Below are 21415 nucleotides of genomic sequence, written 5' to 3' on the forward strand. Positions count from 1 at the left end.
ATCCGGCGGACAGGCCCTACGGCAGCAGCCGTCGCTCCTTGGCGACCGCCACCGCGCCGGCCCGCGTCTCCACCTCCAGCTTGTCGTAGATCCGGCGGAGGTGGGTCTTGACCGTCGCCTCGCTGATGAACAGGGTCCGGGCGATCTCCCGGTTGCCCACGCCGCGGGCGAGCTGCTCGAGGATCTCGTGCTCACGCGCGGACAGGGCGGGGCGCGGGTGGCGCAGCCGGGTCATCAGCCGGTCGGCCACGGGTGCCGACAGCGCGGTGCGGCCGGACGCCGCGTCGCGGATCGCCGTGAACAGTTCGTCCGGCCGTTCCGCCTTGAGCAGATAGCCGGTGGCGCCCGCCTCGATGGCACGGGTGACGTCGGCGTCCGTGTCGAACATCGTCAGCACCAGAACCCGGGGGCCCGCCGCACCGCCGGAGGTCAGGCGCCGGGTGGCGGTCACGCCGTCCATGCGGTCGTCGAGCTGAAGGTCCATCAGCACCACGTCGGGGCGCAGCCGGGCGGCCATGGCGAGGGCCTCCTCGCCGTTGCCCGCCTCACCCACCACTTCGATGCCCTCGGCACTGGAGAGCAGGGCACGCAGGCCTGCCCGTACGACGGCGTGGTCGTCGCACAGCAGCAGCCGGACGGGCGGCGAGGACACCGACGTACTCATGGGACGGGCTCCTTGTGAGGGGCGAGAAGGGAGGGTGTCAGTGGGACGGCGACCGAGACCACCGTGCCCTCGCCCGGGGTGGACTCGACGGTGAGCGTGCCGCCCGACTGCCCGGCCCGGATACGCATGGCCGGAAGCCCGTGCCCGCGCGTGCGGCCCGGTTCCGGGGGAGAGAGGCTGTGCGGGGCGGACGGAGCCGGCATGCCGCGCGGGCCGTCCGTCTCGAAGCCGCGGCCGTTGTCGGCGATGTCCAGCGCGACCTCGTCGTCCAGGCAGGTCAGGGTCAGCGCGGCCCGGGTCGCCGCGGCGTGCTCGCGCACATTGGCCAACGCGCCCTGGGCGATGCGCAGCAGCGCCGACTCGACCCGTTCCGGCAGCCGGCCCAGGTCGCCGTCGAGCCGGAACTCCACGGTCAGGCCCGGGCCGCTCTCGCGTTCGGCGAGTGCGGTGAGCGCGCCGGGAAGCGAGTGCTCGGCGAGGTCGGCCGGTGCCAGGTCGTGCACGAACCGGCGTGCCTCGGCGAGGCTGCGGGAGGTGATCTGGGCCGCTTCGCGGACGTGCTCCCGGGCCGCGTCCGGATCCGTCCGCCAGACCCGCTCGGCGGCCTGCAACAGCATTCGCTGGCTGGACAGGCCCTGCGCGAGGGTGTCGTGGATCTCGGTGGACAGCCGCTGGCGTTCCGCGAGGACACCCGCCCGGTGTTCGGTGGCCGCGAGGTCGCGCCGGGTGCGGACCAGGTCCTCGATCAGGACGCGCTGGCGGGCCCCCTGGCGTTGCAGATGGACCAGTACGGCGGTGGCGACCGCGGCGACGGCCGGCGGGGCGACGACCATGTTCGGGTTGAGCGGGCCGTCGGCCACCCGCACCTCGGTGGCGACGATCAGTGCGGTGAGCACGGCCGCGAACGGCACCGCGATCCGCGCGGGCAGCGCGTGCAGACCGGCGAAGAGCAGGGGCATCGCGCACCACGTGGCACTCGGCGCGAGGACGAGGAGGACGATCCAGACGGCGGACACCGAGCCCAGCCAGGCCAGATGACGTGTGGCGGGGGCAGAGCCGGGGCGGGGCGCCGGGGCCAGCAGCTGCCCGAGGACGTAGAGCAGGCAGAAGACCGCGAACAGTGCCACCACCCACCCGGTACGCGCTCCGCCCTGCTCGCGGGTCAGGAAGCGGGCGAACGAGGAACCGAGCAGCAGGAAGAACGCGGAGTGTACGACCGCGGCCAGCCAGCGCTCATCCGGATCGGTGTGTTTCATCCTCACGTGTCTAACGTTTACGTACACGGGGCCGCATCATCCAATCGGGTGACATGAGGATCGTCCGAACCGCCCCCGGACCGCAGCCCGTTGACCGAGCCGGACACACCTCTCGTGCACCGAGGCTGGCATCAGGACCCCGCACTTCCGGGAAAACGTCCTGCACTGCTCGGGAAACGCCGTTCGGGAAGGCAAGAACCCCATGCCCGCCAAGAGTCTCACCGTCAACCGCGCCGCCCTCGGCCACCGCGTCACCTACGCCCTGCGCCACCCCGGCCGCGTGCCCCGCCACCTGGCCCGCGCCGCCCGGGACATGTGGCTGCGTCGCCGCCACGCGGACCACATCTCCTACTACCGCGCCGTGATGCGCTCCGACACCCGCGCCGACCCGGACGCGGCGGTCGGCAGCCACAGCCGTGAGCGGTGGCTGACGCTGGGGGCGATGCAGTTCGACTACCTCCTCGGCCACGGGCTGCGCCCGGAACACCGCATGCTGGAGATCGGATGCGGCAACCTGCGGGGCGGCTGGCGGTTCATCCGGCACCTGGAGCCCGGGCACTACTACGGCATCGACATCTCACCCGACATCCTCGTCGCCGCCCAGGACACCATCGTGGAGATGGGCCTCCAACGACGTCTGCCCACCCTGACCCCGGTACGCGACCTGACGCTGCGCTTCCTGCCCGACGGCCACTTCGACGTGGTGCACGCGCACAGCGTCTTCTCGCACTCGCCGCTCCCGGTCATCGAGGAGTGCCTGACCCATGTCGGCCGGGTGCTCGCACCGGGCGGCTGGTTCGACTTCACCTTCGACCGCACCGAGGGCGAGGAACACCACGTCCTGCGCGAGGACTTCTACTACCGCACCGAGACGCTCGTGGTACTGGCCGAGAAGCACGGCCTGCGGGCCCGCTTCATGGACGACTGGGAGAAACTCCCGCACGGCCAGTCCAAGATCCGCGTCACCCATGCGGAGTGAACCGGCCGTGCGGGCAAAGGGGGTTCAGTGCACCCGATCAGGACCGAGCCTCCCGTGCGGGGCGGCGGAGTGTCCGTCCAGCAGTGACAGCCCGAGCGGGGTCAGCGTGTGCAGCACCGCCTTGCCCGTTCTGTGCGTACTGAGCAGGCCCGCCTCCCGCAGGACGCCGACGTGATGACTCGCGGTGGCCGGCGCGATGCCCACGCCGTGCGCGAGCTCCGTCGTCGTCATCCCGCACCCCGCGACCGAGCCGAGGATCTCGGCACGGGAGTGTCCGAGGAGCGCGTCGAGGGAACGCGGCCGTGTCCGGCCCTCGGTCCCCGGCGCGTCTCCCAGCGGCGCGTCGTGCGTCATGGGATAGACCACCACGAACGGCAGCGCGGGATCCCTGATCAACGTGGGCTTGCGCCAGCAGAAGTACGAGGGGAGGACGAGGAGTCCGCGCCCGTCGAGACGGACCTCCCGGTCGACGCCCATGCCGGTGATCTCCAGCACCGGCCGCTGCCAGACGAGTCCGGGATGGAGCGAACTCAGCAGCTCGCCGAGTTCGCCGTCGGCCAGGAACCGGCTGTGGACCGCGCGCTCCGCCGCTGATCGGGCGCTGATGTCGCCCCACCAGGGATCCAGGGCGATCCGGCAGTAGCCCCGCAGGGTGTGCGCGAGCTGTGTGACGGTCTCCTTGTCGCCGTCGGCGAGCGACCCGGCCCAGGCCGGCAGCCGCCCGCCCTGATGAGCCAGTTCCAGCAGGTCGTGCCGGAACCGCCGGCGCGGAGTGGACAGCAGAGCGCCGATTCCCGCCTCCAGGCTGCCCGCGCCGCCCGCCGGCGTGAGGAAGTCGGCCGAGTACCCGACGGGCGGCGCGAGCCGGAGCAGGTCGCGCACCCTGGGAGGCAGTCGGCGACGTACGGCATGTCGCCAGCGGCCGAAGACGGCCGACGCGCTGTCCGTCTGGAGCATGTGCATGCTGAGCAGCGCTTCCCACATGGGATCCGGTGCCTGCGCCAGCCTGGTGTTCGCAAGATCTTCGGCGGTGAAATGAACGCGTACCACCATATGAGCCACCCCCGTTCAGAACTGCGGCACGCCTGGCTCGGTGGGCGTGCCTCGATTCATGGTCAGAAATGGGTGCGCATCGCATCTACCGGGAGCGGTAGACCTGCACAGAATCGGCACCGACCTCACTTTCCCAGCGTGTGCGGCTTCCCTGAGAACGCCACGCACGGCAGATGCCGTAGCTAAACTCGCGCCCCATGCGCAACAGAAGAGACACCCAGCACATCACTCGTGCCCTTCGTGGCGCCTCCCCCGGGAGGAGGGCCGAAGATCCGTGAAGGGCCGGCACAAACAGTCCCGGGACCCGCGGGGGCACTGGCTGTTACTTGTCCTCGTCCTCCCCGCGATGTTCGCGGTCCTGCTCTTCGAGGGCTGGACCACCCACGAGGTCGACGCCGCGAAGACGCGGTCGCCCTGCACCTCACCCGCACCGGACGCGGTGGTCGACGGCAAGGGTCCCGTGGTCGGGATCAACCGCAACGGCATACAGACCGGCTCCATGCCCGCCCGCACCGTCGCGCTCACCTTCGACGGCGGCCCCGACCCGGTCTGGACCCCGCGCCTGCTCGACCTGCTGCGCAGCAACCAGGCCCGCGCCACCTTCTTCCTCTACGGCTCCCAGGCCGCCCGCTACCCGGAACTGGTACGGCGGATCCGTGCCGAGGGCCACGAGATCGGCTCGAACACCTACACCGGCGCCGTCCTCGGCGAGGCCTCGTCGCCGCGCTTCTCGACCGAACTCGACCTGACGCAAACCGCGTTGGCCGGTGCCGCGGACCTGAACACCACGCTGCTGCGGATGCCGAGGACCACCTCCGCGGACACCCTGTGCGGCAAGGAGTGGCGGGCGGCGCGGCAGGCCGCCGCCCGCGGCTATGTGCTGGTCACCGCCGACAAGGCCACCCGCAAGCCCGCGCAGGGACTGATCCGTCAGTTCAGCCAGACGGCGACCGCGTTCCAGAAGACACAGCGGCTGCTCGCCAACCCGAGCGTCGACCGCTTCACCACCGTGTCGGACGGACTCGACCTCACCCCGTACACACCGGTGTCCACCATCGCCCGCTGGCAGGGCGAGGCTCTGCTCTGGGGCACCTCCGCCGGGCGCAGCTTCTCGACCGCGATGACCTGGATCCTCGGGATCGCCGGCGGACTCGGCGTGCTGCGGCTGGCGCTGCTCGCCTTCTTCGCCCGCGCTCATGTGCGCCGGCTGGAGCGCTTCCGGCCGGGCGCCCCCTGGTTGCGGGAGGTCGTGGAACCGGTGACGGTGCTCGTCCCGGCGTACAACGAAGAGGCCGGCATCGAGTCCACCGTCCTGTCGCTGCTCGACTCCACCCACCCGGAGCTCCAGATCATCGTGATCGACGACGGGTCGACGGACCGTACCGCTCAGATCGCCGAGGGGATCGGTGATCCGCGCGTGGAGGTGATCCGCAAGCCCAACGGGGGCAAGGCCGCGGCCCTCAACACCGGATTGGCCCGCACGCGGCACGAGATCGTGGTGATGGTCGACGCCGACACCGTCTTCGAACGGGACGCCATCCACCGGCTCGTCCAGCCGCTGGCGCACCCGGCGGTCGGCGCGGTCAGCGGCAACACCAAGGTCGGCAACCGGCGCGGTCTGCTCGCCAAGTGGCAGCACATGGAGTACTGCTTCGGGTTCAACCTCGACCGCCGGATGTTCGAGGTCCTGGAGTGCATGACGACCGTTCCCGGTGCCATCGGGGCCTTCCGCCGGGACGCGCTGCTGGGCCTCGGCGGGGTCAGCGACGACACCCTCGCCGAGGACACCGACGTCACGATGGCCCTGTGGCGGGCCGGCTGGCGGGTGCTCTACGAGGAGTCCGCCGTCGCCTGGACCGAAGTACCCACCTCGCTGCGCCAGTTGTGGCGACAGCGCTACCGCTGGTGCTACGGAACCCTCCAGGCCATGTGGAAACACCGCGGCGCCGTCCTGGGCGTGGGCACGGCCGGGCGCTTCGGCCGGCGCGGACTGACCTACCTCGCGCTCTTCCAGGTCGTCCTGCCGCTGCTCGCGCCGGTCATCGACGTCTACGCCCTGTACGGCGTGCTGTTCCTCGATCCGCTGACGTCGGCCGCGGTGTGGCTCGCCTTCTTCGGCGCCCAAGTGGTCAGTGCCGGTTACGCGTTGCGGCTCGACGGTGAGCGCAGAAGGACCCTGTGGTCGATGCCGTTGCAGATCTTCGTCTACCGGCAGCTGATGTATCTGGTCGTCATCCAGTCCGTCGTCGCCCTGCTGCTCGGCACCCGGCTGAAGTGGCATCGCATGCGGCGTTCCGGTACGGCCGCTGAACAGATCGGCGGCCCCGACCCGTATAAGAGCCTGCCGACGAGGTGATCCCGATGCGTTGAGGTTGGACAGGCCGATGGACGACTGGATTGACCGCCGGGCGGGCGACGACCGGCGTGGGGGCAGAGCAGAACCACCACGTGGCGTGGTGGGGCCGGGGGTGCCCGGGAGCGCACCCCCGGCGATGATCCGCACGGCACCACTGCCCGGCATGGCCTCTCCCGCTCCTCCAGGCCGTATGGGCGAAGGGCGCCCGCCCCACGGGGGCGGGGCGGGCGCCCCCGACCACGGCAGCAGGTCTCCCAGGCCACGCGCCACCCGGCGCCGCCGGGTCGTGCGACTGGCGGTCCTCCTGCTCTCCGCGCTGGTCGCCGCCGTCGCCGGTACGTACCTGTGGGCCGACACCCGGCTCGACCAGGAGGTGGACCTGGCCGCGATGACGGACCGGGCGCCGCAGGGCAAGGGGACCAACTACCTCGTCGTGGGTTCCGACAGCCGCGAGGGCCTGTCCCAGCAGGACCGGAAGGATCTCAACACCGGTTCCGCCGAGGGCCGCCGCACGGACTCGATGATCCTGCTGCACACCGGTGCCGGCGGCACCACGATGATGAGCCTGCCGCGCGACTCGTGGGTGACGATCCCGCCCTACGTCGATCCCGACACGGGCAGGAACTACCGCGCCACGCCGAACAAGCTGAACGCCGCCTTCTCCCTGGGCGGCCCCGAACTGCTGGTGCGGACCGTGGAGCGCAACACCGGGCTGCACGTCGACCACTACGCCGAGATCGGCTTCGCGGGCTTCGTCGGAGTGGTGAACGCGATCGGCGGCGTGGACCTGTGCATCGACCGCGCCGTCACGGACAAGGATTCGGGCGCGAATCTGAGCAAGGGCTGCCAGACCCTGGACGGCACCGAGGCCCTGGCGTTCGTACGCCAGCGCAAGCAGGAGGCCCAGGGCGATCTGGGCCGTACCCAGAACCAGCAGAAGTTCCTGGCCGCGCTCGCCAAGAAGGCGGCCACCCCGGGCACGCTCCTCAACCCCTCCAAGTCCTTCCCGTCCCTCACCGCGGGACTCGACACGCTCATCGTGGACAAGGACACGGGCCTGCCACAGCTCATGTCACTGATGCAGACGATGCGCCGAGTCACCGCCGGCGACGGCCGACAGCTCAACGTGCCTGTCTCCGACCCGAGTTTCGCCACCTCCAAGGGCAGCGCCGTGAAATGGGACGCGGGCCGGGCCCGGCAGCTCTTCACCGAGTTGAAGGATGACCGGCCCGTGTCCGTAGGGCAGCGGAAGTGACCTGCGTCCGCGATCAGCGAGGCTGGTAGGCCTTGGGCAGGCGCATGCCGCGGTCGGCCATGATCTGCCGTACGCGGTCGGGGTAGTTGGTGATGACGCCGTCCACGCCCAGGTCCATGAGCGCCTCGACGGTGGCCGGATCGTCGCAGGTCCACGGGATGACCTTCAGGCCCCTGGCATGGGCCTCGGAGACCATCGTCCGGTCGGGGTAGAAGCGGAAGTCCGGATCGCCGACCTTGCCGCTCTGCGGGAAGCCGTAGTTGGGGGAGAGGGCCCTGACGCCGGGGATCGTGGCGGCCGCCCTGACGAAGTCGCCGCCGTAGTCGTCGGCGTCGATCCCGCCGAGCCACGGGGAGGCGCCGGGCTTGCCGACCTGGAGGAAGTCGTAGTTGGTGAGCGCGACCAGCGGCCACCTCGGGGCCAGCTTGTGCATCGCCTTCAACGCGCCCCAGTCGAAGGACTGGATAATGACCTGGCGCTCGATGCCCGAGGCGTGGATCTCCTCGTGGACCCGGCGCACGAACAGCTCACGCGGCGCGGTCTGTTCGGGCGCCCCCGCCTCGACCTTCGTCTCGACGTTGAGGGTGACCTGCCTGGCCCGGTAGCTCTTGACCAGGTTCAGGACGTCCTTCAGCTCGGCCATCCGGAACCCCTTGACCACCTCCTGCTCGGGGAAGCCGGGCAGCTGCTGGTAACCGCAGTCCATGGTCCTGATCTGAGCCAGCGTCAGGTCCTTGATGTACTTCCCGACGTACGGGAACATCGGGTCGCCCGGCGTGAGGGGCGCCGTGTCGCGGCACTTCTGGGCGCTGACCTGCCGGTCGTGGGTGACGACGACCTTCTCGTCCTTGGTGATCTGGGTGTCCAGCTCCAGGGTGGACACCCCGAGGCGCAGCGCCTTGCCGAATCCCTCCAGGGACTCCTCGGTCGTCATGCCGATGCCACCGCGGTGCGCCTGGAGATCGAAGCGGGCCTGCTGAGGCGGCACGCCGGAGCCGTCGTACGTCGTCGCACCGGCGGCCGCCGGAAAGGCGAGCACCGGTACCAGTGCCAGGCCGACGAGGACATGTCTTGGGGACATCGAAACCTCACTCGTGTTGGTTCGGGCGACCAGAGAGGCTAGTTCGGCCTCGGGCGTGCGCAACGGCCTGGACGTGATGGTGCCGTGAATGGCGGAAGAACGGCCACGGCTCGACCGGATCCGTCTCCGCGACGACTCAGACGGACACCCGGTTCGCGGCCGGGGTGCGCCCGGCTCCCGGGGACGACTGCCACAGCGCGCCGGTCAGGGTCTGACCGGACAGCAGCCGCACAGGGCGCCGGCGCGGATCACGGGTGAGGTGAGGGACGAGGACATGAGGCTGCTCCGGGTGCTCGCTCCTGTTCGGACAGGAGGTTCAGGGTCGTCACCGTAAGGAGCGGCCGACGGGCGGTGGGAGGTACCGGACGTCGGCCGTCGACAGCCGGAAGTCACCTTCTTCCGGGAGGAGTTGGGCCGCTCGGGCAGGCCTTACTGCTGTGTGCCCCCCTCCACGCCCGCCGCCCGGCCGGGAAGGCTGGTCGGACGGGTGCGGAGCACCTCTTCGACGGAGGAGAGGGCGAAGCGGACCGCGCCGGTGATCACGGCCTCGTCCCCCAGGGCGGACAGCCGCCACTGCGGCAGGTCGACGAGGAGAGTGCCGGCCTCCTCCTCGGCGGCGCCCAGGAGGAGTTCCGCCGCCCCAAGCAGGCCGGGGACCGGGAAGAGACTGGTGCCGAGGACGACCAGCGCCGGGTCGAGAGCGAGCAGCACGGGGGCGATCCCGGCGGCGAGTCTTCGCCCGTACGACGTGATGACCGCGACCGCGTCCGGCTCTCCCGCCGCGGCGCCGCGGATGACGCCGGCACCGGTGCGAGCCGCCGCGTGCGAGGCGACGCCGTCCGGGACCAGGGGTTCGAGGCCGGGCTGCGCGGACGTACTGCCGGGGAAGCGGATGAAGCCGATCTCTCCGGCCGCACCGCGGTGTCCGCGCAGCAGGCGCCCCCCGGTGATGACACCGGCACCGAGGCGTTCCCCGAGTAGGACGAAGACCATCTCGTCGGCCGCGCCGCCGACCCCCCGCCACTGCTCGCCGAGCGCGGCGAGGTTGGCGTCGTTCTCCACGGCGACCGGGCAGCCGAGCAGGTCGCGAAGGGTGGTGACGATGTCCGCCTCGGCCCAGCCCTTGAGGTTGTCGGCCTGCCGGACAAGGGTGTTGCTCCGGTCCACCAGGCCGGGGGTGCCCACCGTCGCGGCCCACACCCTCCGGGGGTCCGCTCCGGCGCGGTCGATCGCGCGCAGCACCACCGTGGTGACGGCGCGGGCCCGGGCCGATCCGCCCAGATCGGCGCGCACCGCCTTGCGTTCGACGGCCACTGCCTGGCCGTCGAGGTCGGCCAGACAGGCGCTCACCGAGCGGGCTCGTACATCCACGCCGATGACGAAACCCGCGTGCGGGCGGAAGCGGAACCGGCGGGCCGGGCGGCCGGGCGACCGCTGGCCCCGGGTGGAGACGGCCGGGGCGACCTCGATGAGCCCGCAGTCGGTGAGTTCCTCGACGATCGCCTCAACGGTGGGGCGGGAGAGCTTGGTCGCCTCGGCCAGGGTGGAGAGCCGGGGGTGCGGGTCGGCCGAGCGGACGGCGGCGAGGACGGCCGCGGCGTTCGTGGCACGCAGGTCCGCGACGCCCACCACCGCGGGCAGTTCGCGCCCGGGAGAGTGCGGTTCCGGCAGCCCGCCGAGCGGCCACCTGTCCCTGGACGTCACCAATGATCAACCTCCTGTGGAGCGGCACAACCGGGGACCGGCGCGGACCGCCCCGACGATAACAATCCAGGCATGAATCCTTGACGCGGACCAGGCTCCCTCTGATTATAAAACGCAATTGCGTTATCGAACTAATCGAACGCCAGGAGACCCCCGTGAGCTCCATCCCGTCGTCCCTGTCCAGACGTACCTTCCTCGCGGCCACCGGCGCGGTCGGCGCCGCGGCACTCACCGCGTGCAGCGATCTGACCCCGGGCGCCTCGTCGTCCGAGCAGAGCAGCGCCGGTCCCGTCTCCACCGCGGTACCGGCCGACAAGAAGATCACGCTGGTGGTCGCCGACGCCGACGACACCACCATGACCCCCGGCCTCATCGCGGCCTTCCGTGAGAAGCACCCCAACATCAAGGTCAACCGCCAGTACACCGGCTGGGACGACTACCTCAAGAGCATCAACACCACCATGTCGGCCGACAGCGCCCCCGACATCGCCCAGTTCACCTCCGGCATGCAGAACCTCGTCCCCGGACGGCTGCTGCTCAAGGTCGGCGAGTACGGCAAGGCGTACGGCTGGGCCAAGAAGTTCCCCGGGCTCGACCAGATCACCCTCACCCCGGACGGCAAGACCGTCGGCACCGGTGACCTCTACGGCGTGGGCGCGGGCCTGTCGTTCGAAGGCGTCTACTACAACAAGGCCAAGGCGCGAAAGCTGGGCCTGACCGTCCCCCCGGCCACCCTGGAGGACCTCGAGGCCCTGTTCGCGAAGGTCAAGGCGGCCGGTGAGACCGCACTGGTCGCCGGCAACCTCGACGGCGGTCTCAACCACCCCTTCAACGTGCTGCTCTCGGCCTACCTGACACCGAAGGACCGCGAGGCGTGGGCCTACGGCCAGCAGAGCGCCACGATCGAGCTGCCGGAGGCCGAGAAGGCGGCCGAGACGCTCCAGCGGTGGGTGGACAAGGGGTACGTCACCCCCAAGGTCAACGGCGTCAGCGACAACGACGCGACCGCCGCGTTCGCCAAGGGCGAGGGTGTCTTCCGGATCAGCGGCAACTGGGCCGCGGCGGCGGTGGCCAAGGGCCTGGGCGAGGGCGCCGGCTACTTCAACATGCCGCCCGTCACCTCCGGCGGGAAACTACGCACGACCGGCGCCGGGGTGTACTACTGCGTCTCCAGCAAGTCGAAGAACGCCGCCGCGGCCGCCGCCTTCCTCGACTTCGCCGCGAGCGCGCAGGCCGCCGCCATCACCGCCAAGGCCGGCTTCATGGCTCCCGACGCGGGCGCCATGCCGAGCCAGAGCGGGCTGCTTGGCGATGTCCAGAAGGGCTGGCAGACGATCGTCGCGGACGCCGGTCTCCAGCCGTTCATCCAGAACGCCTCCACCCCGACGATGGGCGACACCCTCACCACCCAGCTCCAGCTGCTCGCCGGAGGCAAGGCCACGCCCGAGAAGTTCCTGACCGGGCTCCAAACGGACTTCGAGAACTACCACAAATGACCACTGCCGACCGACTGACCGACCCCGCACGCGCTCCCGGCCCGCCGCGTGTGGTGAAGCGCGGAGCGGGCCCCGCCGAGCGCCGGCAGCGCGGCCCGGCACCGTCCGTGCGCCGCCGCCGACGCCGTGCCGTGGCCTTGCTGTACCTGCTGCCGGCGTTGCTGCCCTACACCCTCTTCGCCGTACTGCCGCTGCTGCACACCGCGTATCTCTCGCTGTTCGACTGGGACGGGGTGACCCTCCCGTCCTTCGTCGGCCTCGACAACTACGGCCGTATCGGCACCGATCCGCAACTGCGTGCCGCCGCCTGGCATGCCGGCGCGCTGATCCTGTTCTTCTCCGTCCTGCCGATCTGCGTGGGACTGGTCTCGGCGGCGATCGTGTCCCGGCGCGCCGGACGCCGGGGCACCGCCCTGGTCCGCACGGTGCTGTTCCTGCCCCAGGTCATCCCGCTGGTCGCGGTCGGCATCCTCTGGCGCTGGGTGTACGCCGAGGACGGCACCCTCAACCAGGCGCTGCGGGCGATCGGTCTGGGCGGCCTCGCCGACGCCTGGCTGGGCAGCTTCACCTGGGCCCTGCCCGCCGTCGGCCTGATCGGGACCTGGGTCGTCTCGGGCCTGTGCATGGTGCTGTTCCTGTCCGGGACCCAGCGCATCGACCAGGAGATCTACGAAGCGGCACGGATGGACGGGGCGGGCCCGGTACGCGAGTTCACGGCGATCACCGTCCCGCTGCTGCGACCGGAGTTCGCGGTGGCGCTGTCCATCACCGTGATCGCCGCCCTGTCCAGCTTCGACCTCATCTACATCACCACCTCAGGAGGCCCGGGCAACAGCACCGTCGTCCCCGGAATCCTCATCTACCGCCTGGCCTTCGGGGGCGGCGCGGTCGGCGTGGCCAGCGCGCTGGCGATCGTCCTGACGGCGGTCATCTCCCTCGCCGTCCTGGTGATCAACCGGCTGTCCAGGGAGGCACCGTGACCACATCGGCGAGAGCGGTCACCGGGCGCTTCGTGACACCCGTCGTGCTCGCGCTGTTCATGGCCGCCGTACTCATACCGTTCGCCTCCCTGCTGCTGGCCTCCCTCCAGCCCGCGGGGGCGCCGCTGACCGGCTTCGCCCTGCCGGACGGGCTGCACTTCGAGAACTTCTCCCGCGCCTGGTCCGCCGCGGGCTTCGGCACGCTGCTGCGGTCGAGCGTGGTGATCGCGGTGTGCGTGGTGCCGGCCGCGGTGGTGTGCGCGACCCTGGCCGGGTACGCGCTGGCGACCCTGGACGTCCCCGGCCGGGGAAGGCTCTACGCGTATCTGCTGCTCGGCCTGTCCATCCCCACCGAGGGCACGATCATCCCGCTCTACTACGACCTGCGCGCCGTAGGACTGACCAACACCGTGCCGGGACTGGCCCTCGCGGAGATCGGCGCGTTCATGCCGTTCGGGGTCTTCTGGATGCGCGCCCACTTCTCGACCATGCCGCGCAGCCTGATGGAAGCCGCGCGGCTGGACGGCGCCTCGTCGTGGGCGACGCTCTGGCGGATCCTGCTGCCCAACTCCCGCCCGGCGGTGACCACGTTGGGCGTTCTCTACTTCGTCTGGAGCTGGAACCAGTTCCTGCTCCCGCTCATCCTCATCCAGGACCCGGCCCGCCGTACCGCGCCCGCCGGACTGGGGTTCTTCACCGGGCAGTACGGCGTCGACGTGCCGCTGCTCGCCGCGGCCACCCTGATCGTGATCGCCCCGGTGGTGCTCGTCTACCTGTTCTTCCAGCGGCACTTCATCAGCGGTGTACTCAGCGGCGCCCTCAAGGGCTGACCGTACAAGGCTTGAACCCACAGGAGGTCGGAGAATTTCATGGCAGAACTCGAAGTCGCGCTGATCGGTGCGGGCGGCATCGCCCGCACGCATCTGCCCGCGTGGGTCGCGCTCGGCGCGCGGGTCCGCATCTACGCACCCGACGGCCAAGCCCCCACCCTGGCCCGCGAGTTCGGCGCGACGTCCGTGGGCTCCCTGCGTGAGGCGATCACCGGAGCCAACGTGGTGGATGTGTGCACGCCGACCGACACCCACCGGGAGATCACCCTGGCCGCCGTCGCGGCCGGCGCCCATGTCCTGTGCGAGAAGCCGCTGGCGCTCGGCGCGGCCGAGGCCGCGGAGATGTCCGACGCGGCCGAACAGGCCGGGGTGAAGCTGTACCCGGGCCACGTCGTGCGCTTCTTCCCCGCCTACGCCCGCCTGCGCGCCCTGGTCGCCGGGGGCGGCCTGGGCAGGGTGGCGGTCGCCCGGTTCACCCGCACCGGCCGCTATCCCACCTGGAGCGGCTGGTTCGCCGACCCGGCGCGTTCCGGCGGGATCCTGACGGACCAGATGATCCACGACATGGACATCGCCCGCTGGCTCTTCGGCGAGGTCGTCCGGGTCCACGCCCGGCACCAGGGGCATCTCACCACCCCGGCCCCGGAAGGCGCGGTCGCCACCGGAACCGCCGTACTCACCCACGCGGGCGGCACCATCACCCAGGTCGTGGGGGTGTGGGGGCCGCCGGCGACACCCTTCCGCACCACGTTCCATGTGTCGGGCACGGGCGGCACCGTCCAGTACGACTCCCTGGCCCACCTCGACCTGCGGATCACCGGTGCCGCGTCCGGCGGCCCGGCGGACGGCATACCGGGCGGGGACTTCGGTCAGTCGCCCTACCTCACCCAGATCCGCGAGTTCGCCCAGGCGTTCGCGGGCGGTCCGGAGCCACGGGTGAGCGGCCTGGACGGCGTGGCGGCCGTCCGTATCGCCGAGGCCGCGGTCGAGTCCGCCCGCACCGGGCGGACCGTCGAGCTCGCAACCACCGTACCCACAGGGGGAATCGACCAGTGAGAGTCGCCGTACTGTCCTTCGCCCATGTGCACGCCGCGACCTACATCCGGCTGCTGCGCGACCGCGACGGCATCGAACTGATCACCGCGGACCCGGACGCCCCGCCGGACGACCCCACCCGTGGCCGGGCCCTCGCCGAAGGCCTGGGTGCCGCCTACGCCGACACCTGGGACGAGGTGTTCGCCCTCCGCCCCGACGCCGTGGTGGTCACCAGCGAGAACGCCCGGCACCGGCACCTCGTCGAGCGGGCCGCCGCGACCGGGGCGCATGTGCTGTGCGAGAAGCCCCTGGCGACGACGGAGGCCGACGCACGGGCCATGATCGACGCCTGTGCACGCGCCGGCGTCGCACTGATGACCGCCTATCCCGTACGGTTCAGCCCCGCGTTCACCGCCCTGCGCCGCGCGCTGGCCGACGGCTCGCTCGGCGGGCTGATCAGCGTCCACGGAGCCAACAACGGGTCGAACCCGGCCCTGGCCCGCCCCTGGTTCGCCGACCCCGAACTGGCCGGCGGGGGAGCGCTGGCCGACCACACCGTCCACATCGCCGACCTCGTGGACGCACTGCTGGACGGCGAGCAGGCGGCGGAGGTCTACGCCCAGGCGAACAGCATCCTGGACGACGGCGGCCCCGCACCGGACGTCGAGACCGCGGGCCTGGTCACCATCCGCTACCCCAGCGGGGTGGTCACCGCCGTGGACGCCAGCTGGAGTCATCCGCCGGACCACCCGACCTGGGGCGGGCTCGCCATGACCTGCGTCGGCGAGAAGGCGATCGTGGAGTTCGACGCCTTCCCCCCGCTGCTCGGCGGATTCGACTCCGCCACCGGGCGCGACCGCTGGGAGGCGGGCGGGGCGGATCTCGACACCGCCATGCTCGACGAGTTCCTCGACGCCGTACGCACCGGACGGCGGCCGTCACCCGACGGCGAGTCGGGCTTGCGCACCCTGCGGATCGTGCTGGCCGCCTACGAGTCGCTGCGCACCGGACAGCCGGTCGCCCTGCCGGATGCCGCCGGCGTGACCGGCGGCTGAGGAGTGGCCGTCAGTTCGGCGAGGGGCCCAACAGGTCCCAGGGCGAAGGTGATCCCGGTGGCTGGGGCGGGCGCTTGCCGCCGGGGTTGCCGTCGGGGTGCTGGTTGATCCAGGACAGGCCGCCGAGGTCGAGCCGGTGGCGGGCGCGGGTGACGGCGACGTAGGCGAGGCGGGCCTCGGCGTCGTCGATGTCGCCGGGCAGCGGGTCGCCGTTCGCGTCGGTCTCTTCCTGGTCGGCGGGTTCGGTGAAGTCCTCGCCGATCCGGACGGAGGCCCATTCACGGCCCTTGGCCTTGTGCGCGGTGGAGACGACGAGCTCGGCGCCCTGCTCGACGGCGAGTCTGTCCACCGCGCTGAGAATGACGTCGACGCCGTGCTCGTCGACGAGATCGACCAGCGGCAGGAGGTCCCGTCCGGAGGGGTCGTACTCGGCGTACTCCTGGAGTTCGCCCCAGGAGTCGAAGAGGATCAGTTCGGGGTGGGTGCAGCGTTTGCCGGCCTTCAGGTCGCGGGCCGCCCTCGCCAGTGCCCGCAGGGAGTCTCCGCCGCCGATCAGGGCGACGCGGCGGCCCTCGTCGAGCAGGCGCATGACCTCGAGCATCGCGCCGACGTTGGAGCGGCACAAGATCGCGTCCGGTTGCTCGACGCGCTCCAGCCGGGTGTCGACCGCGGCGGTGCCGGCCAGGCGGATCGGGGCGTCCACGATGCCCAGCCACCGGTTGGCCTCCGCGGCGAGCGCGGGGCCGAAGCGGAACGACTGGGACAGCGCACGCTCGGTGCCGTCGAAGCCGCTCATCACGTCCCGCGCGCCGCGCCAGCCGTAGATCGCCTGGGCGGAGTCGCCGACCATCACCAACTGGGTGTGCTCCCGCTGGTCGTTGAAGACCTTCTCGACCACGGGATTGGTGTCCTGGGCCTCGTCCAGGAGCAGGAAGTCCGCTTCGATGCGCGGCTGGGAGAGGGCCCAGTGCTTGAGATAGTGGTCGTGGTCGAAGCGGACGACGCCTTCCCCGGGGTTCTGCAGGTCTTTCCAGGCCCGGTTCGCGTACGGCAGGACGAGGTCGACGAGTTGGGCATGGAGGTCCTCGGCCTCGATGCCGCGCAGCCGTGGGACGTGGTAGCGCTCGATGGCCGCGTCCGCGGACTGGCAGAAGCGGGTGACGGTCCGCAGCACGGTGTAGGACAGCGCCTTGTTGGTGACGTTGCGCTCGCCGATCCGCACGCGCATGTTGATGCCGATGCCCAGGGCCGCGCCGGTCTTCCACCCCGGGACGCGGGGCGCGTCCATCCGGCTCCTGAACCGGTGACCGACCGCCGCGTACGCGAGCGAGTGCATCGTCTTGCAGAGCACGTTGGCGGGGAACTTGCGGGCGGCCTCGGTGGCGATGGCCTTGTTGAAGGCGATGTACCGGCCCCGCCCGCCGGTGCTGGCGGCGATCATCGACAGGGTCGTCGTCTTGCCGGTTCCGGCGCCGGCCTGGAGGACAAGGTGATCCCCGCGCCGGAAGACGTCGATGGCGCCGCTCTGTTCAGCGGTGGGTGCGGGCATGATGCTCCTCAGGGTGGTGCGGCTTCATAGCGCAATCGCAAGGTGACACACCGGGACATCCGGTGTCCGGCGATCACCGGATCCGCGCCAAGTCGCACCATGTCCCGCACCGGTCGTACTGGTCACATTGGTGCCCGCGGACGTCAACTTCGTTTGCCTTACCGGGGTTGATGCAGCGAGTGAGGGGGCGCATGGCCGCATATGTGCCCGTGCGGTGGGTGGCGCCGCTGCTGTACGGAGCGGTGCTCACCGGCGGTCTGTACTACGCGCGGGCCGGCCTGGGCGACACCCCTGGGCCGACGCCGCCGCGCCTGTCGGCGTTCGTCGCCGCCATCGCCGCGCGGTTCGCCTGGAAGCGGTCGGACACCGCAGGCCCGCGCCCCGCGTGCCGCTGCTGCCGACGCGGTGCGGGCTGATCGGCGCCGTGGTGTTCCTCGCTGCCTCCGGGCTGTCCCAAGTGCTGTGCGTTCGCGCCATCGCCATCGCCGGTGTCACCGGCGCGGCCGTCGCCGCCCCGCTGGTGGCCTCCGCCGCCTCCGCCGCCGCCACCGCCCTGCTCCCGTTCACCGCCTACTTCGCCTTCGGGCGCACGACCGCGCTCGCGCTGGGCGCGCTCTGTCTGGCGGGGCCGCTCACCGCGTACGTGCTCACCGCACCGCGCTGGTATGGCGACCCGGAGCGGGTGTCCGACTTGTTGATGCTCACCGTGGGTCTGGTCCTCACGATCTCGATGGCCGCGGTGGTGGGTCCTTGGCGGGCCGCAGCGGCTGGACGCGCCGGGGGGAGTCGAGGACGGTCTGTACGGCGGTGGTGAAGTCCTCCCAGCCGCGTACGTCCAGCACCGAGTCGAAACGCCCCGCCCTGGAGGAGTCCTCGGTGTCCTCATGGGCGGAGGGGGACGGTACGACGAGCGCCCGCTCGGTGCCGTCCGTACCGGCCGGCTCCCGCCAGGCGGCTCGCACCGCCCCCTCCCCGTCGGGCGGCGCCGGACGCCCGGTCGGCGGGCATCGGCACGAATCCGGGCAGCACCGGCAGTCCCGCCCACGGCGGAGCGGGCCAGATCGGCGGCCTTGGCGCCCGTGACCTTCGTGGCGCTGCTCTCCGGGGGAGCCGAGGGTGCCCGTACCCGCGGTGCGGCCCGCCCCGCCACTGCCCTGCGTGGCAAGCCTCTTCAATATCAACTGCAGAGGGGTTGTCCGGACATTCCCTCGGCGCCTAGGGTCACCCCGTGAGTGCAAGCGCTTTCTGCGCGTGTTCGCCGGCCGTCCGAGGAGTACCGCATGTCCCCGCTTCCAGCCCGTCGCCGCGTCGCCGTGGTCGGTACTGGTGCCATCGTCAGCGGCAGTCATCTGCCCGCGCTCAGAGCCCACGCCGACCGGACGGAACTGGTCGCCGCGGTCGACGTGGACCAGCCCCGGCTCGACGCCTTCCGGGAGCTCGCGGGCGCGGACGTCGCCGGATACACCTCGATGGACGCGATGCTGGAAGCCGTACGTCCCGACCTGGTCCTCATCGGCACCCCGCCGTCCCTGCACCGGGAGCAGACGGTGGCCGCGCTGAAGGCGGGCGCCTGGGTGCTGTGCGAGAAGCCGCTGACCCTGTCGCTCGCCGAGTACGACGAGATCGCGGCGGCCGAGGAGGCGTCGGGGACGTACGCCTCCGTGGTCTTCCAGCACCGCTACGGCTCCGGCGCCGTCCATGCCCGCGAGCTGATCGCGAGCGGTGAGCTGGGCGCCCCGCGAGTCGCGCACTGCCAGACCACCTGGCACCGGGACGCCGCCTACTACGCCGTACCGTGGCGCGGAACGTGGGCCAGCGAGGGCGGCGGGCCGACGATGGGACACGGCATCCACCAGTACGACCTGCTGCTGCACCTGCTCGGCCCCTGGACGGAGATCCGGGCCATGGCGGCGCGCCTGGTCCACGACACCGAGAGCGAGGACGTCTCCACGGCCCTCGTACGGTTCGAGAACGGCGCCCTCGCCACCGTCGTCAACAGCGTGCTCTCCCCGGACGAGGTCAGCCGCATCCGGATCGACTGCGCCGACGCGACGGTCGAACTCACCCACCTGTACGGGCACCGCAACGAGGACTGGACCTACACCCCGGCCCCGCACGTCGACTCCGAGCGCGCCGCCGCCTGGCGCACCCCCACCTCGGACGTGCCCAGCTCGCACACGGCACAGCTCGGCGGTCTCCTCGACGCCTACGACAGCGGTCTGCGGCCGCCGGGCAGCGGACCGGATGCCCGTGCCACCCTCGAATTCGCTGCCGCCCTCTACAAGGCGGCGTTCACCGGCAGCCCGGTGCACGCGGGCGAGATCGGCCCGGGCGACCCCTTCTACCCGGCCATGCACGGCGACCACCCCCACTGGGCCCCCAAGGAGCGCGCATGAGCATCCGCGTCAGCCACGTCCACGGCGAGCACATCGCGGTGGAGGCGGCGGACGGCACGGAGATCCTCCGGTACGTCTACCGCCCCGACCCCGACCCCTTCGAGGCCCCCAAGCCCTACGCCCACCCGGTCCGCACCCTCGCCGGGCGCACGGTGACCGGCTACCGCCCGAGCGACCACCGCTGGCACAAGGGACTTCAGATGACGGCGAGTCATCTGTCCGGCCAGAACTTCTGGGGCGGCAACTGCTACGTCCACGGCCAGGGCTATCTGGCCATGCCCGAGCGGGTCGGCTCGATGCGGCACGACGGCTTCCCGGTCTTCGCGGTCGAGGACGACCGCCTCACCTTCGCCGAGGAGCTCACCTGGGTGGAGAACGGCGGCGCCCAGTGGGCGCGCGAGGAGCGCGGCCTGACCGTCCACTCGGTGGACCAGGAGGCCGGTGCCTGGGCGCTGGACTGGTCGATCCGCCTCACCAACATCCGCGACGCGCCCCTGGCCTTCGGCTCCCCGACCACCGCGGGCCGCGAGATGGCCGGCTACACCGGCCTTCAGTGGCGCGGTCCGCGCGACTTCACCGGCGGCAGCGCCTTCGCCGCGGAGGGCGACACCGGCGCCGAGAAGCTGATGGGCACTCAGGGCCCATGGCTCGCCTTCACCACCGAGCACGACGACGTCGACGGCCACTCCACGATCGTCTTCGCGCACGCGCCCGAGAATCTCGACCAGAAGACCGCGATCCACGAGTCGCACTGGTTCGTGCGCGCCGAGCCGATCCCCACGGTCGCGTTCTCCTGGGCGTTCTTCGAGGAGTTCGAGCTGCCGCCGGGCGAGTCCTTCGCCTACCGCTACCGGGTCGTCGTCGCCGACGGCGCCTGGGACCGCGAGCGCGTCGGCACGTACCTGGAGGGGCTGCCGTGGTGAGCGAGCCCAAGCCGACTCTGCCGCACCCCCTGCCCGGCGCCGTGGGCCTGTCCCACCTGAGCGCCTACGACTGGGAGGCCGCCGACGGCGTGTGCGGCGGCAGCCCGCATCTGCACCTGGTGTGCACGGAGGCGTATGTCGTCACCGGCGGCCGGGGCGCGGTGCAGACCCTGAGCCCCGACGGCTACCGGGACATCCCCCTGGAGGCGGGCTCGGTCGCCTGGTTCACGCCGGGCACCGTGCACCGCATGGTCCAGGGCGGCGACCTGCGCATCACCGTGCTGATGCAGAACAGCGGTCTGCCCGAGGCCGGGGACGCCGTCTTCACCTTCCCGCCCGAGGTGCTCGCCGACCCCGAGGCGTACGCGGCGGCAGCCACGCTCCCGCCCGGCACGGGAGAGGAGACGGCGGCGGCCGCCCGGCGCCGCAGGGACCTCGCCGTCGAGGGCTACCTCGTCCTGCGCGAGTCCCTCGTCGCCGGCGACAACGGCCCCTACCGGGAGTTCCAGCGCGCCGCCGCCCGGCTGGTGCGCGCCAAGGTGCCCAACTGGCGCGAGCTGTGGCGGGCCGGCGCGCTGGCCACCGCCGAACGCACGGGCGCCCAGCTCGACGCGCTGGCGGCCGGCGAGCCGGCGTATCTCGGCGAGGCGACCGCGCACGAGGCCGCGCCCACAAGGCTCGGCGGCTTCGGGATGTGCGGACGCCGGGACGAGTACAACCTGCCGGGGACGACGCTGCCGTACGGGGGCGAGTAGCAGCGCGCCCAACAGGGCTCGGATCAAAGGGCGTTGAAGAGAGCCGCC

The 21415-nt window shown here is 71.5% G+C and carries 19 protein-coding genes; 13 read left to right on the plus strand and 6 right to left on the minus strand.

The window, feature by feature from the left end; all coding sequences use genetic code 11:
• Positions 1 to 16: 16 nt before the first annotated feature.
• The gene (locus AB0I77_RS06290; protein ID WP_363281207.1) at positions 17 to 664 is read right to left on the minus strand and encodes a response regulator transcription factor; all 648 of its coding nucleotides are present in this window, start codon (positions 662 to 664) and stop codon (positions 17 to 19) included.
• Positions 661 to 1920 carry a sensor histidine kinase gene (locus AB0I77_RS06295; RefSeq protein WP_363281208.1) on the minus strand — a complete coding sequence of 420 codons (1260 nt, stop codon included), beginning with the start codon at positions 1918 to 1920 and terminating at the stop codon, positions 661 to 663. The genes AB0I77_RS06290 and AB0I77_RS06295 overlap by 4 nt, the downstream gene beginning before the upstream one ends.
• Before the next feature lie 202 nt (positions 1921 to 2122).
• Between AB0I77_RS06295 and AB0I77_RS06300 the strand changes: the two genes are divergently transcribed.
• Positions 2123 to 2899, plus strand: coding sequence for a class I SAM-dependent methyltransferase (locus AB0I77_RS06300; protein ID WP_363281210.1), 777 nt, complete (start codon positions 2123 to 2125; stop codon positions 2897 to 2899).
• A 24-nt stretch (positions 2900 to 2923) separates the two neighbouring features.
• Here the strand turns inward: AB0I77_RS06300 and AB0I77_RS06305 are convergent, their stop codons facing one another.
• Positions 2924 to 3952: a winged helix-turn-helix domain-containing protein gene (locus tag AB0I77_RS06305; protein ID WP_363281211.1), complete on the minus strand. Its 1029-nt coding sequence runs from the start codon at positions 3950 to 3952 to the stop codon at positions 2924 to 2926.
• A 346-nt stretch (positions 3953 to 4298) separates the two neighbouring features.
• Here AB0I77_RS06305 and AB0I77_RS06310 point away from each other — a divergent pair, with 346 nt between their 5' ends.
• On the plus strand, positions 4299 to 6308 hold the full coding sequence (locus AB0I77_RS06310; RefSeq protein ID WP_363281589.1) for a glycosyltransferase: 2010 nt from the start codon (positions 4299 to 4301) through the stop codon (positions 6306 to 6308).
• Between the two features lie 136 nt (positions 6309 to 6444).
• Entirely contained in the window at positions 6445 to 7563 is a 1119-nt protein-coding gene (locus tag AB0I77_RS06315) for an LCP family protein (RefSeq protein ID WP_363281212.1), read from the plus strand.
• A 13-nt stretch (positions 7564 to 7576) separates the two neighbouring features.
• Here the strand turns inward: AB0I77_RS06315 and AB0I77_RS06320 are convergent, their stop codons facing one another.
• Both AB0I77_RS06320 and AB0I77_RS06325 read right to left on the minus strand, forming a co-directional pair.
• Positions 7577 to 8644, minus strand: coding sequence for a glycerophosphodiester phosphodiesterase family protein (locus tag AB0I77_RS06320; RefSeq protein ID WP_363281214.1), 1068 nt, complete (start codon positions 8642 to 8644; stop codon positions 7577 to 7579).
• 429 nt (positions 8645 to 9073) lie between these two features.
• Positions 9074 to 10348 carry an ROK family transcriptional regulator gene (locus AB0I77_RS06325; RefSeq protein WP_363281216.1) on the minus strand — a complete coding sequence of 425 codons (1275 nt, stop codon included), beginning with the start codon at positions 10346 to 10348 and terminating at the stop codon, positions 9074 to 9076.
• Between the two features lie 155 nt (positions 10349 to 10503).
• On the opposite strand from AB0I77_RS06325, the gene AB0I77_RS06330 reads away from it, so the two are divergent.
• From AB0I77_RS06330 to AB0I77_RS06350, 5 genes are read left to right on the plus strand one after another with little or no spacing between them, the layout of a single operon-like run.
• Positions 10504 to 11844 (plus strand): extracellular solute-binding protein, encoded by a 1341-nt coding sequence (locus tag AB0I77_RS06330; protein ID WP_363281217.1) that lies wholly within the window; start codon positions 10504 to 10506, stop codon positions 11842 to 11844.
• The gene (locus AB0I77_RS06335; protein WP_363281218.1) at positions 11841 to 12824 is read left to right on the plus strand and encodes a sugar ABC transporter permease; all 984 of its coding nucleotides are present in this window, start codon (positions 11841 to 11843) and stop codon (positions 12822 to 12824) included. The genes AB0I77_RS06330 and AB0I77_RS06335 overlap by 4 nt, the downstream gene beginning before the upstream one ends.
• A complete protein-coding gene (locus tag AB0I77_RS06340) occupies positions 12821 to 13654 on the plus strand; it encodes a carbohydrate ABC transporter permease (RefSeq protein WP_363281220.1) in 834 nt (277 codons plus the stop codon). Before AB0I77_RS06335 ends, AB0I77_RS06340 begins: the two co-directional genes overlap by 4 nt.
• Positions 13655 to 13693: 39 nt before the next feature.
• Complete coding sequence (locus AB0I77_RS06345; protein ID WP_363281222.1) at positions 13694 to 14710, plus strand: Gfo/Idh/MocA family oxidoreductase; 1017 nt, start codon at positions 13694 to 13696, stop codon at positions 14708 to 14710.
• A complete protein-coding gene (locus tag AB0I77_RS06350) occupies positions 14707 to 15744 on the plus strand; it encodes a Gfo/Idh/MocA family oxidoreductase (protein WP_363281223.1) in 1038 nt (345 codons plus the stop codon). Before AB0I77_RS06345 ends, AB0I77_RS06350 begins: the two co-directional genes overlap by 4 nt.
• Positions 15745 to 15754: 10 nt before the next feature.
• Here the strand turns inward: AB0I77_RS06350 and AB0I77_RS06355 are convergent, their stop codons facing one another.
• Entirely contained in the window at positions 15755 to 17293 is a 1539-nt protein-coding gene (locus AB0I77_RS06355) for a UvrD-helicase domain-containing protein (RefSeq protein WP_363281224.1), read from the minus strand.
• Positions 17294 to 17484: 191 nt separating this feature from the next.
• On the opposite strand from AB0I77_RS06355, the gene AB0I77_RS06360 reads away from it, so the two are divergent.
• From AB0I77_RS06360 to AB0I77_RS06380, 5 genes are all read left to right on the plus strand, one after another.
• Positions 17485 to 17709: a hypothetical protein gene (locus AB0I77_RS06360; protein WP_363281225.1), complete on the plus strand. Its 225-nt coding sequence runs from the start codon at positions 17485 to 17487 to the stop codon at positions 17707 to 17709.
• Positions 17679 to 18107 (plus strand): hypothetical protein, encoded by a 429-nt coding sequence (locus tag AB0I77_RS06365; protein WP_363281226.1) that lies wholly within the window; start codon positions 17679 to 17681, stop codon positions 18105 to 18107. The genes AB0I77_RS06360 and AB0I77_RS06365 overlap by 31 nt, the downstream gene beginning before the upstream one ends.
• 466 nt (positions 18108 to 18573) lie before the next feature.
• Positions 18574 to 19689, plus strand: coding sequence for a Gfo/Idh/MocA family oxidoreductase (locus AB0I77_RS06370; protein ID WP_363281227.1), 1116 nt, complete (start codon positions 18574 to 18576; stop codon positions 19687 to 19689).
• A complete protein-coding gene (locus AB0I77_RS06375) occupies positions 19686 to 20612 on the plus strand; it encodes a PmoA family protein (protein WP_363281228.1) in 927 nt (308 codons plus the stop codon). The genes AB0I77_RS06370 and AB0I77_RS06375 overlap by 4 nt, the downstream gene beginning before the upstream one ends.
• Positions 20606 to 21367: a cupin gene (locus tag AB0I77_RS06380; RefSeq protein WP_363281229.1), complete on the plus strand. Its 762-nt coding sequence runs from the start codon at positions 20606 to 20608 to the stop codon at positions 21365 to 21367. The genes AB0I77_RS06375 and AB0I77_RS06380 overlap by 7 nt, the downstream gene beginning before the upstream one ends.
• Positions 21368 to 21415 lie beyond the last annotated feature (48 nt).

The organism is Streptomyces sp. NPDC050619, assembly GCF_040654815.1.
In the GTDB taxonomy this organism is placed as follows: Bacteria; Actinomycetota; Actinomycetes; order Streptomycetales; family Streptomycetaceae; genus Streptomyces.

Bases quoted from the DNA above. Each gene is read 5' to 3' on its own strand.
- AB0I77_RS06305 (WP_363281211.1), bottom strand. From the start codon at position 3,952: ATGGTGGTACGCGTTCATTTCACCGCCGAAGATCTTGCGAACACCAGG.
- AB0I77_RS06310 (WP_363281589.1), top strand. From the start codon at position 4,299: ATGTTCGCGGTCCTGCTCTTCGAGGGCTGGACCACCCACGAGGTCGAC.
- AB0I77_RS06295 (WP_363281208.1), bottom strand. From the start codon at position 1,920: ATGAAACACACCGATCCGGATGAGCGCTGGCTGGCCGCGGTCGTACAC.
- AB0I77_RS06345 (WP_363281222.1), top strand. From the start codon at position 13,694: ATGGCAGAACTCGAAGTCGCGCTGATCGGTGCGGGCGGCATCGCCCGC.
- AB0I77_RS06290 (WP_363281207.1), bottom strand. From the start codon at position 664: ATGAGTACGTCGGTGTCCTCGCCGCCCGTCCGGCTGCTGCTGTGCGAC.
- AB0I77_RS06370 (WP_363281227.1), top strand. From the start codon at position 18,574: ATGTCCCCGCTTCCAGCCCGTCGCCGCGTCGCCGTGGTCGGTACTGGT.
- AB0I77_RS06375 (WP_363281228.1), top strand. From the start codon at position 19,686: ATGAGCATCCGCGTCAGCCACGTCCACGGCGAGCACATCGCGGTGGAG.
- AB0I77_RS06300 (WP_363281210.1), top strand. From the start codon at position 2,123: ATGCCCGCCAAGAGTCTCACCGTCAACCGCGCCGCCCTCGGCCACCGC.
- AB0I77_RS06315 (WP_363281212.1), top strand. From the start codon at position 6,445: ATGATCCGCACGGCACCACTGCCCGGCATGGCCTCTCCCGCTCCTCCA.
- AB0I77_RS06320 (WP_363281214.1), bottom strand. From the start codon at position 8,644: ATGTCCCCAAGACATGTCCTCGTCGGCCTGGCACTGGTACCGGTGCTC.
- AB0I77_RS06360 (WP_363281225.1), top strand. From the start codon at position 17,485: ATGGCCGCATATGTGCCCGTGCGGTGGGTGGCGCCGCTGCTGTACGGA.
- AB0I77_RS06355 (WP_363281224.1), bottom strand. From the start codon at position 17,293: ATGCCCGCACCCACCGCTGAACAGAGCGGCGCCATCGACGTCTTCCGG.
- AB0I77_RS06335 (WP_363281218.1), top strand. From the start codon at position 11,841: ATGACCACTGCCGACCGACTGACCGACCCCGCACGCGCTCCCGGCCCG.